This is a genomic window from Myroides albus (genome assembly GCF_009711045.1).
Taxonomy (GTDB): Bacteria; Bacteroidota; Bacteroidia; order Flavobacteriales; family Flavobacteriaceae; genus Flavobacterium; species Flavobacterium album_A.
In genome coordinates, this window is the sequence record NZ_WMJX01000006.1 from 105,850 (window position 1) to 120,541 (window position 14,692).

10 protein-coding genes are annotated in these 14,692 nt (G+C 34.4%); 5 read left to right on the forward strand and 5 right to left on the reverse strand.

The features are described from left to right. Nucleotides 1-349 precede the first annotated feature (349 nt). A complete protein-coding gene (locus GJV76_RS04815) occupies nt 350-1,522 on the forward strand; it encodes a proline dehydrogenase family protein (protein WP_155091508.1) in 1,173 nt (390 codons plus the stop codon). 162 nt (nt 1,523-1,684) lie between these two features. Here GJV76_RS04815 and ung read toward each other — a convergent pair whose 3' ends face one another. Then, a complete protein-coding gene (ung, locus tag GJV76_RS04820; protein WP_155091509.1) occupies nt 1,685-2,353 on the reverse strand; it encodes a uracil-DNA glycosylase in 669 nt (222 codons plus the stop codon). A gap of 85 nt (nt 2,354-2,438) precedes the next feature. After that, complete coding sequence (locus tag GJV76_RS04825) at nt 2,439-3,074, reverse strand: LexA family transcriptional regulator (RefSeq protein WP_155091510.1); 636 nt, start codon at nt 3,072-3,074, stop codon at nt 2,439-2,441. Between the two features lie 832 nt (nt 3,075-3,906). Here GJV76_RS04825 and GJV76_RS04830 point away from each other — a divergent pair. Genes GJV76_RS04830 through GJV76_RS04840 form a run of 3 tightly spaced genes read left to right on the forward strand, consistent with a single transcriptional unit; the run spans nt 3,907 to nt 9,405 of the window. Continuing rightward, nucleotides 3,907-5,181, forward strand: coding sequence for a TolC family protein (locus GJV76_RS04830; protein WP_155091511.1), 1,275 nt, complete (start codon nt 3,907-3,909; stop codon nt 5,179-5,181). Nucleotides 5,182-5,201: 20 nt separating this feature from the next. Then, nucleotides 5,202-6,299: an efflux RND transporter periplasmic adaptor subunit gene (locus GJV76_RS04835; RefSeq protein WP_155091512.1), complete on the forward strand. Its 1,098-nt coding sequence runs from the start codon at nt 5,202-5,204 to the stop codon at nt 6,297-6,299. Nucleotides 6,300-6,312: 13 nt separating this feature from the next. Further along, a complete protein-coding gene (locus tag GJV76_RS04840) occupies nt 6,313-9,405 on the forward strand; it encodes an efflux RND transporter permease subunit (RefSeq protein WP_155091513.1) in 3,093 nt (1,030 codons plus the stop codon). 204 nt (nt 9,406-9,609) lie between these two features. On the opposite strand, the gene GJV76_RS04845 is transcribed toward GJV76_RS04840, so the two are convergent. From GJV76_RS04845 to GJV76_RS04855, 3 genes are all read right to left on the reverse strand, one after another. Further along, a complete protein-coding gene (locus tag GJV76_RS04845; RefSeq protein WP_155091514.1) occupies nt 9,610-11,796 on the reverse strand; it encodes a glutamine synthetase III family protein in 2,187 nt (728 codons plus the stop codon). 310 nt (nt 11,797-12,106) lie between these two features. Then, complete coding sequence (locus GJV76_RS04850; RefSeq protein WP_155091515.1) at nt 12,107-12,700, reverse strand: hypothetical protein; 594 nt, start codon at nt 12,698-12,700, stop codon at nt 12,107-12,109. 81 nt (nt 12,701-12,781) lie between these two features. Continuing rightward, complete coding sequence (locus tag GJV76_RS04855; protein ID WP_155091516.1) at nt 12,782-13,426, reverse strand: HdeD family acid-resistance protein; 645 nt, start codon at nt 13,424-13,426, stop codon at nt 12,782-12,784. A 115-nt stretch (nt 13,427-13,541) separates the two neighbouring features. Between GJV76_RS04855 and GJV76_RS04860 the strand changes: the two genes are divergently transcribed. Continuing rightward, nucleotides 13,542-14,633, forward strand: coding sequence for a lipase family protein (locus tag GJV76_RS04860; protein WP_155091517.1), 1,092 nt, complete (start codon nt 13,542-13,544; stop codon nt 14,631-14,633). Nucleotides 14,634-14,692 lie beyond the last annotated feature (59 nt).

Genomic DNA, 14,692 nt, shown 5'->3' on the forward strand with positions numbered 1-14,692 from the left:
TTTTTTGTAATCATTGCGGATTTGGTAAATATAGATTAGAAACACCTGTTCAAAAAGGACTTTATAAGAGGAAATTTCTATTCTAACTAATAATAGTAAACAACTAAGTACTCTCAACGACAACTGCTCTTATCTCGATCAAGAATGTCAAAGTCATCCCTAACCAAAACACGATAGAAAAAACTAAAGTATTTAAACTCAAATAGTTTAAACAATCAGTGAGTAGCACATAAATGACAAGACTAAAATTAGCCTGAAGTAAATACATGATTAGTAATATAAATACTGAAAACTATTAAAATATTACTAAAAGAGTATTTATATTTGCCTAACGAATTTACTTTTTATAATGGAAAATTTATTTAACAATACAGAAGTTGCTTTTGCACTTAAAAATAATAAAGAATTAAAAAGAGCGCACTTTCTTTTTAATATGATCAGCAAACCCACTTTAGTAAAAATGGGATCTGCTCTGGCAAATTTTGCTATTAAAACACACCTACCAGTAACAGGATTAATTCGTTCAACTGTTTTCGACCACTTCTGTGGAGGAATCAGTGAAGATGATTGTTTATCAGTAGTTGACAGAATGTATTCTCAAGGAAAAGTGGCTTCCGTTTTAGATTACTCTGTGGAAGGAAAAGAAACAGAAGAACAATTTGACGTGGCTTTAAACATGACTTTAAAGACAATTCAATTTGCACAAGAAAGGCCAGATTCTATTCCATTTGCCGTATTCAAACCAACTGGTTTTGGTCGTTTTGATATGTTTGTAAAAAAAGGTGAAAAGAAAGAGTTTACAGCAGAAGAAGCAAAAGAATGGGAACGCATTGTTTACCGTTTTAACGTGGCATGTCAATATGCAGCTGAGAGAAAAGTTTTACTTTTAATCGATGCAGAACACAGCTGGATGCAGGATGCTGCGGATGAGATTGTTTTAGACATGATGCGCAAGTACAATACTGAAAAAGCATATATATATAATACAGCACAGTTATACCGTTGGGATCGTTTGCAATACCTTAAAGACTTGCACCAAATCGCAAAAGCAGAAGGCTTCCACATTGGGATGAAAGTTGTAAGAGGGGCTTATATGGAGATTGAAAGAGAGCGTGCTGCACAAAAAGGATACAAATCACCTATTTGCGTTGACAAAGCTGCTACAGACATCAACTATGATGCTGCTGTGACTTTTATGCTTGAAAATATGGATTGCATGGCTTTATTCGCTGGAACACACAACGAGAAAAGCTCTTACTTAATGATGCAATTAATGGAGCAACATAATATAGCACACAGTGATAAGAGAATGTATTTTGGACAATTATACGGAATGAGCGACAATATTAGCTTCAACTTAGCAAAAGCTAATTACAATGTTGCTAAATATTTGCCATTTGGACCTGTTCGAGATGTAATACCTTACTTAATCAGAAGAGCTGAAGAAAATACTTCTGTTGCTGGTCAAACTAACAGAGAGTTAGACCTTATTAAAACTGAAATGAAGAGAAGAAACCTGTAAGCAAACAAAACAGGTCTATAATATAAAACGGGGAACTTTAAAAAGTTCCCCGTTTTTATTTTTTATCCTATGCTCTTTTAGTTCATTGGAATTAACCCTAAGTTCTCTAAGCAATACAGTATAGTATTCCCTATTTCATCTTATCGACATTGTGAGAATAACTTACACTTGCCAATCAATCTCTTTTAAACCTTTCGCACTCAAGTAAGCGTTGGTTTTAGAAAATGGCTTACTTCCATAAAATCCTCGGTAAACTGATAATGGTGAAGGGTGAGCAGTCTCGATCACTAAATGTTTATTTCGATCAATTGCCTTCCCCTTTTTCTGAGCATAACTCCCCCATAAAATAAAAACAACGTGTTCGCGCTGCTCAGCAATAAGCTTTATGATCGCATCTGTAAAGATCTCCCAGCCTTTCTTTTGATGAGAACCTGCTTTTTTTTGCTCCACGGTCAAAGTAGCATTAAGCAACAAGACTCCTTGTTTTGCCCAAGGGGTTAAATCTCCATTTTGTTTGTTATTAATACCTAAATCATCTTGTAACTCTTTGTAAATATTCACCAGACTTGGAGGAATTTTTACCCCTTTATTCACAGCAAAAGACAACCCATTGGCTTGAAACAGCCCATGATAAGGATCTTGCCCCAAGATAACAACCTTTACGTCTTCAAAGCTCGTCAAGTTCAAAGCATTATAGATCAAGTCTTGTGGTGGAAAGATAGTTTTTTCTTTATACTCATGTTCTACAAATTTTGTCAAAACTGAAAAATAGGGTTGATTAAACTCGCTCTGTAGTTTATCTTGCCAATCACTACTCAAATTACTAATCATGATTCAAAATATTAGGTGGACAAAAATAAAAAGATTAGTACACACTGTACTAATCTTTCTAAATAATAAACGTTTTTTAATAAAGTTAATCCCCAATATTTTTAAAGTTAGGTAAAAACGAACCTCTGACGCAGAATATCTCTCTGATATCTTCAGGACTTACTTCTAAGTTTTCGAAGTTTGTATTATCACTAATGAAAAGCAATTTGTTATCCTCAATCTGACGTTTAAAACGATAGATCATTATTCCCCTTCCCTCCAGTGTAAATAAATACAAATGCCAAGGGTGGATATCTCTAAGCTCAATTCGCTTAGTGATTACGTATGAACTTACTTTTATCGTAGGATACATATTCTCTGTAGCTACTTGAAAAGCGGTATCTACTTCTTCCGTTGTTGGAAAAATAAAACTTGGAGCAGAAGCCAACGTTTTTTCAGGATCTAAGAAATACTCAAAATGATGATCTGCTGAAATCATCTTGACTTTTCTCTTTTGGTAATTGCTGTTGTAAATAGTCGATGAATCTGTAAAGAATAATTCATTCAAATCTATCTTGTGCTCTTTACACAAAGCGATAATACTATCGTATTGTAAACTATCTCTCTTTTTCCAAGAAGATATAGTATTGGGTTTAACATTTAAAATGTTCGATAATTCTAGATCTGTCTTGATGCCTAGCATCTTTTTCAATCTCTTAATTACTGCAGTAGCATTTTGCATTTCTAACAATTTTTAATTTTTCTTTCTTTTTCTATTTCAATTTTTTATAAGACATAATGACTTTTTTAGTCACTATTTTGCCTTATCACATTACAAAGATAGTTCGCATTTATTCAATTGCAATTACAACAATCAAAGCCTTTTATGTTAATTAATACTATTACAACATAAAAAACCACCAAAATACAGTTAATTACAAAATAAATAACCTTTTTTATTCTTATATATACATATTATGATCTATAAAACAGACAATATGTGAAATTTATATTTTGCATCAAAATAACCTAATTTAACATTTAATTAATAAAGATTAACCAATAAGGATAAACTCTTAATATCAATATTGGGCTTAAAATCATTTTACTTGATTCATTTTATGCGCACTTCTATACAATTATTTTGCCAAAACACTTTCCACATGATTTGTTTGTACCTTTTTTTTAAATCATGACACTATATGTGAATAACAAAAACAATCTATTTTTTTGTTATTCAACAAGTTACAAAAAAGAATATTTTTTTTCAATTTCTCATACTATGTATTTATGCAGTTTAATCAATAATTGTGTGAAGTTATACTCAACTCTTGAAGTTGCAAATGAGTATGTAATTGTTAAAATATAAGCTATACATTCTGTGCAGACTACACAGTAAATAGTACTAATTCACACTTTCCAAACTTTGGAATAAAAGTTGTAAGACTATAATAGAGAAATGAGAAGAAAAAACTCTAATCAAATTCTAATGTAACATTAATAGAGCTTTAATCTGAATCAAATCTGCTTATAATCAGAATAACATACTTTTGAAATTGTTAAAATCACAGAAAATGCTTAAAAAGTATCTTTACATCGTGGCTTGCATAGCACCTATTGTTATAGGTTATAGCCAAGAGCAAGTAATTAGCTTGACAAGAGAAGAATTAGAAGCTAAGTTTTTAGAACAGAATTTAGATTTATTGGCACAGCGACTTGAAATTTCACAAGCAGAAGCCCAATTAATACAAGCCAGATTATGGCCTAACCCTACTTTTGAAATTTCGGAAGTCAACCTCTGGAAGACAACAGATATAGAAGAACAACCTATCATATTTAAAAACTGGGGGGAAGCTCAACAAATCTCACTTCACTTAGAGCAAGAAATTCAAACAGCTGGAAAAAGACGCAAGAACATCGCCTTGCAAAAACTAACCATTGAAGAAAAGGAAAAAGAGTTTGAAAGTATCCTACGTGAAGCTAAGCTGGAGTTGAGAAAAAACATCAGTCAATTGCAATTGCTACAAAAACAATTAAATATATACAATCAGCAAATTGACAAAACTAAAAGCCTTAATAAAGCTTATGCTACTCAGTTAAATCACGGCAATATCAGTCAAGCTGAGTATATGCGACTAAAAGCTGCTGAACTTCAATTAAAAAAGGAATACTTCGAATTGAAGAAAGACTATGAAGAAACACTCAAAGAACTAAAAAACTTCATTAGCATAAGTGAAAACTTGACCATTCAGATCAGTGAAGAACTTAGTTTACCTGTCAAAGAAGTCTCTGAAATGCAATTACAAGATTGGGTAATTGACGCTATGGAACTTAGACCAGATGTGTTGTTAAGTAGAAATTTAGAAAAGCAATCTATCAAGCGATTAGAGATTGAAAAAGCAGAAAGAGTACCTGATTTCACAGTGGCAATTGACTATGATCGAGGAGGTAATATCATGAGAGATTTTGTGGGATTAGGCCTTTCCTTTGACCTACCAATATTCAATAGAAATAAAGGAGGAATTAAAGAAGCTAAACTCGAAATAGAAAAGACAAAATTAGAAACGCAATCCAAGGTAAACGAGATAACCAATGAGATTATTGAGGCTTTTAGAAATTATAACAACGCTTTGAGTCTGTACCAGGAAATTGACAAAGATTACGAAGTCCAATTAGATAAGATTATCGAGGCTTATTTTAGAAATTTTGAAAAGAGAAATGTAAGCCTAATAGAATACTTAGATTTTGTAGAAGCTTATTTAGATAACAAAAACCTTATTTTAGAAACGAAGAAAGATGTTATTGATTACTTCGAAGTTCTTCAATACGCTATAGGAAAAGAATTATAATAAACTAAAAAGATACAATCATGCACAAATATATATATCCCCTATTTCTTCTTACTGCCATAAGTTTGAGTTCTTGTAAGAAAGAACAATCAGTATCAGAGATTCTAGACAAACCTTATTGCGTTCCAGCTGAAGTCAAAGAAGGTCTAAAAATAGAGAAAGTTGTTAATCGTCCTATCGAAAGATCAATTACCTTAAACGGAACTATTGACTATAACAAAGACAAAACTGTTCCTTATATCAGTCTTGTTGACGGCGTTATTACCCATGTTAACTTCTCTATTGGAGATTACGTAAAGAAAGGACAAATATTAGCAGAAATAAACAGTACCGATCTGAGCGAGTTACAAGATGACCTTAAGTCAAGTGAAAGAGATTTACTACTGGCTAAAAGAGAATTAGAATCTACAATGCAAATGTATGAAGACGGCATCTCCTCTCAGAAAGAGTTAATTGAAGCTCAAAGTGAAGTAAGCGTTTTGGAAGCCAAAGTCAAAGCTACCAGATCGAATTTAAATCGATATGAAGCTAATGCTTCAACAGGTTCTTTTTTAATCAAGTCGCCTATAACTGGATACATTGTCAGCAAAGATATTGCCAATGGCTCAACTGTTTCTGCTGGAGAAGAAGCTTTGTTTACAGTAGCAGATCTAAGTGATGTATGGGTAATGATCAACGTCTATGCGACGAGTATGAGACACATCAAGAAAGACTTAAAGGTACAAGTAAGTACACTTGCCTATCCAGATGAATACTTTGCAGGGACAATTTCGTTAGTTTCACAAGTTTTTGATAGTGAAGAACGCGTCTTGAAAGCGCAAGTAACCATGAATAATACCGAAATGAAATTAAAACCTGGTATGGCAGCTGATGTAATTATTCAATTAGACGACAATCAAGGAAATGCTCTTGCTATCCCAAATAACGCGATCATATTCGATAATAATCAAAACTATGTGGTAGTCTATAAAGACGACTGTCATCAGGAAATAAGAAGTATATCTCCTATCGCCAAGAATAATATATATACTTATGTCAATGCTAACATAGATGAAAACGATAAAGTCATTACTACAAATGAATTATTGATCTATGAGCAATTAACAAACAAACTATAAAGTAGAAGAAAACATGCAAAAATTTGTTAGAAATATAGTTTCATTTTCTCTTAAAAACACTTTTATCGTCCTTTTTGGGGTTTTAATCTTGCTTTTTGGAGGAATCTATAGTTATATACACACTCCTATTGAGGCATTTCCTGATGTGACTAATACCAGAGCACGTATTATTACGCAATGGCCAGGAAGAAGTGCTGAAGAAATAGAAAAATTCGTCACTCTACCTATCTCGAAAGAGATGAATACCATACCAAATAAAGCAGAGGTACGCTCTATCTCCTTATTTGGATTGTCTGTAGTGACCGTTTTATTCAATGATGAAATAGACGATTTCTATGCGCAACAATACGCATCAAATCGAATGGGCAATGTTAATCTGCCTGAGGGTGCAGACTTTGAAATAGAACCTCCTTCAGGGGCAACTGGCGAAATTTTTAGATACATTATCAAAAGTGACTTGCCGATCAAAGAAGTTACGTCAATTCAAGATTGGGTAATTGAACGCGAATTACTTTCTGTTCCAGGTGTTGCTGATATTGTGAGCTTTGGTGGGGAAGAAAAAATATATGAGATTCAGATCAACCCAACTGAACTGGTTAACTATGATCTTTCGCCATTAGATGTATATGAGGCCGTTGAGAAAAGCAATATAAATGTAGGTGGCGATGTGATTCAACGCGGCGATCAGGCTTATGTTGTTAGAGGGGTTGGCTTATTAGATAACGTGGAGGATATAGAAAACATCCTTATCGAAGTAAAGGGAAATACACCTATATTAGTCAAACACGTTGCTAATGTGAGTATCAGTGCCAAACCAAGATTAGGACAAGTAGGTTTTCAAGATGAGGACGATGTGGTACAAGGGATTGTAGTTATGCTACGCGGAGAGAATCCAAGTGAAGTGATTACTGGTTTGAAAGATAAAATAGAAGAACTCAACGAGCGCATTCTACCTAAGAATGTAAAAATAGAGCCTATCATAGACCGTACTGATTTAGTTAATACAACAGTTCACACAGTAACTAAAAACTTGGTAGAGGGAGTTATACTTGTTTCTATCATCGTATTTATTTTCTTGTACAACTGGCGCACAACTTTTATAGTAGCTTCAGTAATTCCCCTTGCCTTTTTATTCGCTATCATAATGCTAAAAATACAAGGACTCCCTGCAAACCTTATCTCGATGGGAGCTTTAGACTTTGGATTATTACTCGAAGGTACTTTAGTAATTGTGGAGCACGTATTTGTAGGATTAGAGAAAAAAGCAAGTATGGTGGGCATGCAGCGATTCAATAAGATGTCCAAATTAGGTACTATTAAGAAAAGTGCAGGAAGCGTAGCTGGATATATATTCTTTGCGCTTTTAATCTTGATTGTTGCTTTAATGCCAATATTTTCTTTCCAAAAAGTAGAGGGTAAAATGTTCTCTCCACTCGCCTTTACATTGGGATATGCCTTATTAGGATCACTGATTCTGAGTTTAACCTATGTTCCTGCAATGTGTAAAATTCTTTTGACAAAGAATATTGAAGAAAAGGAAAATATGATCTCTCGTTTCTTTAAAAAGAATATATACAAAATGTTTGAGGTAGCTTTTAAAAACAAGAGAGTAACCTTCAGCTTATTTGCAGTACTATTAGTGATTTGCGGCGTGCGTTTTCACTACTATGGATCAGAGTTCTTACCGAAGTTAAATGAAGGAGCGATTTATGTGCGTGCTACTCTCCCAAGTAGTATTAATCTTGATGAATCTGTTCGATTAACCAAAGAAATGAAAGGTATACTACGCGAGTTTGACGAAGTTAAGTTTGTTCTTACTCAAACCGGTCGCCCTAATGATGGTACTGATCCAACAGGATTTTTTAATATTGAATTTCACACCGAACTCAAACCAGAGAGCCAATGGAATAGAAGTATTTCCAAGGATGAATTATTAGAAGAAATGCGCGTTGCACTTGAAAAATACCCAGGTATTAACTTTGGGTTCAGTCAACCTATTCAAGATAACGTTGAGGAATATGTTGCAGGAGTTAAGAGTTCTTTGGTTATCAAGATATTTGGCAATGACTTATTTGAACTGGAGGATTATGCTAATCAGGTAGCTAAGAGCATAAAAGACGTACCAGGTGTTACTGACTTAAATATCTTTAAGAATATCGGATTACCAGAATTGAGAATTTCTCTTCACGATCACAAGATGGCAAAATACGCCGTTACTACTGCCGATGCACAAGCAGTGATAGCTATGACTATCGGTGGACAGGCAGCTACTACTTTTTATGAAGATGAGAGAATGTTTGATGTGGTTTTGCGATTCGATAAAAACTATCGTGATTCAGCGGAGAAAATTGGAGATATTCTTATTCCATCCTTAGATGGTAAACAAGTTCCCTTGAAGGAAATAGCAACAATTGATTATCATACGGGTCCTGCTTTTATTTACCGAGAAGGGTCAAGTCGCTATATTGGGGTTGGCTTTAGTATAGAAGGTAGAGATCTTGGAAGTACAATAGCAGAGGCAAAACAAAAAGTAGAAGCCAATGTACACTTGCCTAAATCAAATAAAATCGAATGGGCAGGTGAATTTGAAAGTAAAGAAAGAGCGGCAAATCAATTGATGTTAGTCGTTCCTGTATCTCTTGTATTGATATTATTCTTGTTGTACTTCAACTTTGGCAATTTTAAGGATACTGCCATTGCCTCCATCACAATTCCATTTGCCTTTATAGGAGGTTTCTTATCCCTATGGATGACAGGAACAATATTTGGAATCTCTGCTGGTATTGGATTCATTATCCTATTTGGTGTGGCGACGATTGACGGTATAGTCCTTATTGGTGTCATGAGAGAAAATATGCGCAAACAAATGGATCTAATTGACGCTATTAAAGATGGGGTAAAAAGTAGAATCAGACCTGTAATTATGATTGCCTTGATGGGATCTATGGGATTACTTCCTGCAGCACTATCTCATGGCATGGGATCTGAGATACAAAAACCCTTGGCAATTATGATTGTTGGTGGACTTATTGTATGTATGATTTTATCATTTACAGTATTGCCTTTAATATTCTACTGGGCATATAAGAATAAAGAAAAACAATAACATTATTTTATTTAAGTAGCTAGTTTGAAAGAGGAGATTGACATTTTTGTTGGTCTCCTTTTTTTATTTGTTTGTTTTAATAGAAATCTCATATATGATAATCTATGTGGTAGTTAATGGTATAACTACCATAAAAAAGGTCTTATCAAATTGATAAGACCTTTTCCAGTAAGTGTTGTGTTGTATAGCGATTTTTAAATGCTCTTAATTAGTGAATAACAATTCACGATACTTCGTTAATGTCCACAATTCATTGTCCACTTTCATCTCTAACTTATCACTGTGATATCTGATAATATCAAAATATGGCTTAACCTCTTCACAGTATACGTGTGCTTGTTCTTCAATGTCCTCTATGAGATTTGCTTTCTTTCTCGCATTAGTCATCTCAGTAACTTTTGCGTTAATCTCTGCAATGTGGTAACTAATCTTTCTGATGATTTGTAGTTGTTCACTTGCAATATTGCTAAAGTCTTCTTCTCCAAATATCTCTTTAAGCCCTTTTACATTGTCTATGACAAGGTTTTGATAGCGAATAGCAGTTGGGATTACGTGATTTCTTGCAATATCACCTAAAACACGTCCTTCTATTTGGATTCTCTTTACGTATTCTTCTAATTCTATTTCGTAGCGAGCTAATACTTCTTTTCTCGTCATTACATTCATTTCTTCAAAAAGAGAAATTGTCGCTTCAGACTTTTTGATTTTCAATGCTTTTGGAGTTGTCTTATTATTACTTAGACCTCTCTTTGCAGCTTCTTTCTCCCAGTCCTCACTATATCCATCTCCTTCAAACAAAATACGCTCACTCTCTTTGATGTATTCACGCAATACATTAAAGATTGCTTCATCTCTTTTTAGACCGTCTTCGCCCATTAACTGATCTACCTGTGCTTTAAATGCTCTTAATTGTTTTGCAACAATTGTGTTTAGTACAGTCATTGGTCCAGCACAATTGGCAGTTGAACCTACAGCTCTAAACTCAAACTTATTACCTGTAAAGGCAAATGGAGAAGTTCTATTTCTATCGGTATTGTCAAGTAGCACATCTGGAATTTTCCCAACTACGTTGAGTTTTAAATCAGTCTTTTCTTCAGGAGATAGTTTTCCATCGGTTACCTCTTTCAACTCCTCTAACACTTTTGTCAACTGCTGTCCAATGAATACAGACATGATAGCAGGTGGAGCTTCATTAGCACCTAATCGATGATCATTACTTGCTGAGGCAATTGCCGAACGCAATAACTCTTCATTCTCATTTACAGCTTTAATCGTATTGATAAAGAAAGTTAAGAATTGTAGATTGCTCTTCGGTGTCTTACTTGGACTCAATAGGTTTACTCCCGTATCAGTTGCTAAAGACCAGTTGTTGTGCTTACCAGATCCATTCACCCCTTTGAAAGGCTTTTCATGGAACAACACTTTAAAGTGATGACGCTCAGCCACTTTTTTCATTACATCCATCAACAAAGAGTTGTGATCCACAGCTAAGTTTGTCTCCTCAAAGATTGGAGCCAACTCAAACTGATTAGGAGCTACTTCATTGTGTCTTGTTTTAACTGGAATCCCCAACAATATACAGTTGTTCTCTAAATCGTGCATATAATTCAACACACGAGTCGGAATAGAACCAAAATAGTGATCATCAAGCTGTTGTCCTTTTGCAGCAGTGTGCCCCAAGAGTGTTCTTCCAGTGGTTAAGATATCGGGTCTTGACTCTGCTAAAGCAGAATCCACAAGGAAATACTCTTGCTCCCATCCTAAAGTAGGTATTACTTTTTTGACATTTTTATCAAATAACTTTGCTATTTCTGTAGCTGCATCATCGATAGCATTAATAGCTTTTAAAAGAGGTGTTTTATTGTCTAAGGCTTCACCAGTATAGGCAATAAATACAGTTGGGATACACAAAGTAGAGCCAAATATAAATGCTGGAGAGGTTGGATCCCATGCAGTATAACCTCTTGCTTCAAAAGTATTTCGAATACCACCGTTTGGAAAACTCGATGCATCTGGTTCTTGTTGTACTAATTGGCTACCGTTAAACTTTTCAACAGGATCGCCATCGAATTGCGTTTCAAAAAAGGCATCGTGCTTCTCTGCTGTAGTACCAGTTAATGGTTGAAACCAGTGAGTGTAGTGTGTTACTCCTTTTGATAAGGCCCATTCCTTCATACCTAAAGCAATGTAATCGGCTAACCGTCTATCAATTTTAATCCCTAACTGGGCATTCTTTACTGCCTGATAAGCTTCAGGAGTTAAAAATTGACGCATAGACTTATCATTAAAAACATTGTCACCAAAAATTAATGATTTTCTACCCAGCTCCTCTACTTTAACAGGTTCTCTTGACGCTGCTTTCTCAATTGCTCGAAAACGAAATGTTGACATAATTATTGTTTTTCAGAAGGCACCCCCTCTATTAGTGATGCAAATGTATGAAAAAGTTCAAAAAAAACAACCAACACCCCCTTATTTTTTTACTCAATCATGTAAAAAATAATTTTCACAACCTACCACCCCCTGGTCAAAGTCAAAATATAGCAAACCAATTATAGCCTCGTACAGCTTAATTAACCCTGTATTCTCCCTTTGTTTTAATACTTAGGGATAGTGCGACTTAACTCGAAAGTAAAAAGGGCAGAAATAAAAAAAGAGAAGCTAAATTAGCTTCTCCTTCTCTTACTATGTTGAATTGTAATTAAAGCTTAATTACATCTTCTTCTTTAAAGTTGTATTTCTTTACTAACTCATCGTAGCTTACTCGCTTAGATGGCACAACATGATTAGCTGACTTAATTTCTTTCGGATCATCCGCCCGAATATAAACCAGTCTAAACACAAGTCCTTTGGTAAAACTTACCTGTCCTACCTTATCGTAATTAACTAAATCGTGATCTCCTCTTGCAAATAAATCAACATTAAAAGGGCCAAAGTTATAAAAGTACTTGATACTTGATTCTTCCTCTTTTCCATTAATGTTTAGCACAATACCGTTATACTCTCTTGGTAAAGGCGTCCATATAGGTGCATCCTTATCAACACCATCTAAAAAGTATACAAATACAGCATCTCCTAATCCTAAATCAATAGGGTGTTCAATTCTATACTCATTACTTTGATTTGGCACCTCTTTATTCTGTATAAAATTAACATCAAACTTTTCATACACTGCAATAATACTATTACCAGGTCCTGGAGGCCCCGGAGGTCCTTGTGGTCCGTCTGAACCAGTACAACTTGTTGCAACTACTCCTCCAATGATTAATAGTGCAATACCAAAAAACTTTTTCATAATAACTCTACATTAAAATAATAAAACGTAATGTACTACCTTTTTAGTATTAATCACTATTACCTTAGTATAAATTTAAGATTACTCCTTGTGAATCGCTCTATTTATCTCTTCTTGAATTTCTTCATAGCGTTTTGCTAAATCTTCGCTAATTCGCCCAGCGTGTTTTTTTAAGCTTCTCAATTGAAAACCATATACTAAGCTTGATACCCCTAAGAAGATAAAAGTAAAGGCCGTCCAATACACAATAGTAAATGCTCCAAAAGTAAAGTTAGCAACCATCATCACAGAGAAGATAAGACCAATTAATGCTAAAATAAAAATACCGAACCAATTCTTTGCTCCGTATTCTTTTAATTCAAATGATACAGCCATTCCTCTAAATGAACGGAACATTAAGATAATTCCAATATAGATCGGCAGGATAGCCATTGATAACTCCATCGAGTTAAGAAGTATTAACCCTAAAATAGTATCTATCACACCTCCGAATAACAACCATCCGAAGTTTTCAAGTTCATTCCTATTGACTAAGGCAAAAATAATTTCTGATATCCCTGAAACTAAGAACAAAAAGGCAAATAGCCAAGTTAACGTAATAAAAGATGCTAATGGAGTGGAGAAAATAAAGAACCCACCTATCATAAAAAATATACCCAAGATAACTGGTATATACCAATGTTTCACATTGCTCTTAATGTGTTTTAAAATACTTCTGTGTGCCATAATATAGATTTTTGTTTAATTCCCAATCAAATTTTATTCCCTTTACTCCATTATAAGAAGTAAATTTGTAATTCGAATAAGGTTATTTCTATAAATTTACTACAAAATACTATAAATGAAAAAGTTATCAGCACTTATAATTTCACTTCTAAGTCTAAGTCATTTTTGCAATGCACAGCTGCTAAGCCCCCAATACGATAAACAAGAGATACTCAACAGTATTGAATTAGCTACTGACCTACACAAAGCATATCCCAAAGACTCTTTAAAAGATCTAACGAATTACGAAAGGATTTACTCATCAAAAGATATAGGCTTAACTAATAAGTGGTCACTGTATAAAAATGAAAAGGCGATCCACGAAATTGCAATTAGAGGTTCTGTCAACAAAGGCCTAAGCTGGATGGCCAACTACTACGCGGCAATGATTCCAAGTACAGACAGTATAAAATTAGATGCTAATACTACAGTCCATTACAAATTATCAGAAGATTCTCGAGCAGGAGTTCATGCGGGATGGACTATTGCCTCTTTGTATCTGATGCAAGATATCAAACCGAAATTAGACAGCTTACTTTCTCATGGACATAGGGATATTATTATTTCAGGGCATAGTCAAGGGGCTGCAATCGCCATTTTGCTTACTGCAAATTTATATCAGCAACAAAAAGATAACAAGCTTCCAAAAGATCTGAGAATAAAGACCTACGCAATCGCTGCACCTAAACCAGGTAATCTGTATTTTAGTTATCAATACGAAGCACTCACAAGGCAATGGAGTTATACAGTTATCAATACTTTAGATTGGGTACCTGAAGTACCACCTACTACGCAAATGTTAAGTGATTTTAATGCTATTAGTCCTTTTTCGGATAAAGAAACTGCCAAAATGTTTAAAGGAATTAGCTGGCCCAAAAGATGGTTTGCACAAGGCATATTCAAAGGGCTTAAAAACCCTACTAAAAAATCTGTCAAGAAGTACAACAAGTATTTAGGTGGTTTTATATTTAAACAAATCCACAAAGATTTACCTGAACTACAAGAACCAAAGTATCTTCAAAATGCCAATTACCACAGGGTAAGCAACCCTATTATTCTTAATGGTATCCAGGATAAAGAGTATATGAAGGCGTTTAATGAAGTTGAAAGTATCATGACGCACCACAATCCACCGGCTTATAAGTATCTTACAAATAAACAACTTTAATACAACGGCTATCTTTTAATGAGATAGCCTTTTTTTGTCCCCCCCTTACTAAAAAGAAT

Coding starts and splice junctions, on each gene's coding strand:
- GJV76_RS04815 (WP_155091508.1), top strand. CDS start 350: ATGGAAAATTTATTTAACAATACAGAAGTTGCTTTTGCACTTAAAAAT.
- ung (WP_155091509.1), bottom strand. CDS start 2,353: ATGATTAGTAATTTGAGTAGTGATTGGCAAGATAAACTACAGAGCGAG.
- GJV76_RS04825 (WP_155091510.1), bottom strand. CDS start 3,074: ATGCAAAATGCTACTGCAGTAATTAAGAGATTGAAAAAGATGCTAGGC.
- GJV76_RS04830 (WP_155091511.1), top strand. CDS start 3,907: ATGCTTAAAAAGTATCTTTACATCGTGGCTTGCATAGCACCTATTGTT.
- GJV76_RS04835 (WP_155091512.1), top strand. CDS start 5,202: ATGCACAAATATATATATCCCCTATTTCTTCTTACTGCCATAAGTTTG.
- GJV76_RS04840 (WP_155091513.1), top strand. CDS start 6,313: ATGCAAAAATTTGTTAGAAATATAGTTTCATTTTCTCTTAAAAACACT.
- GJV76_RS04845 (WP_155091514.1), bottom strand. CDS start 11,796: ATGTCAACATTTCGTTTTCGAGCAATTGAGAAAGCAGCGTCAAGAGAA.
- GJV76_RS04850 (WP_155091515.1), bottom strand. CDS start 12,700: ATGAAAAAGTTTTTTGGTATTGCACTATTAATCATTGGAGGAGTAGTT.
- GJV76_RS04855 (WP_155091516.1), bottom strand. CDS start 13,426: ATGGCACACAGAAGTATTTTAAAACACATTAAGAGCAATGTGAAACAT.
- GJV76_RS04860 (WP_155091517.1), top strand. CDS start 13,542: ATGAAAAAGTTATCAGCACTTATAATTTCACTTCTAAGTCTAAGTCAT.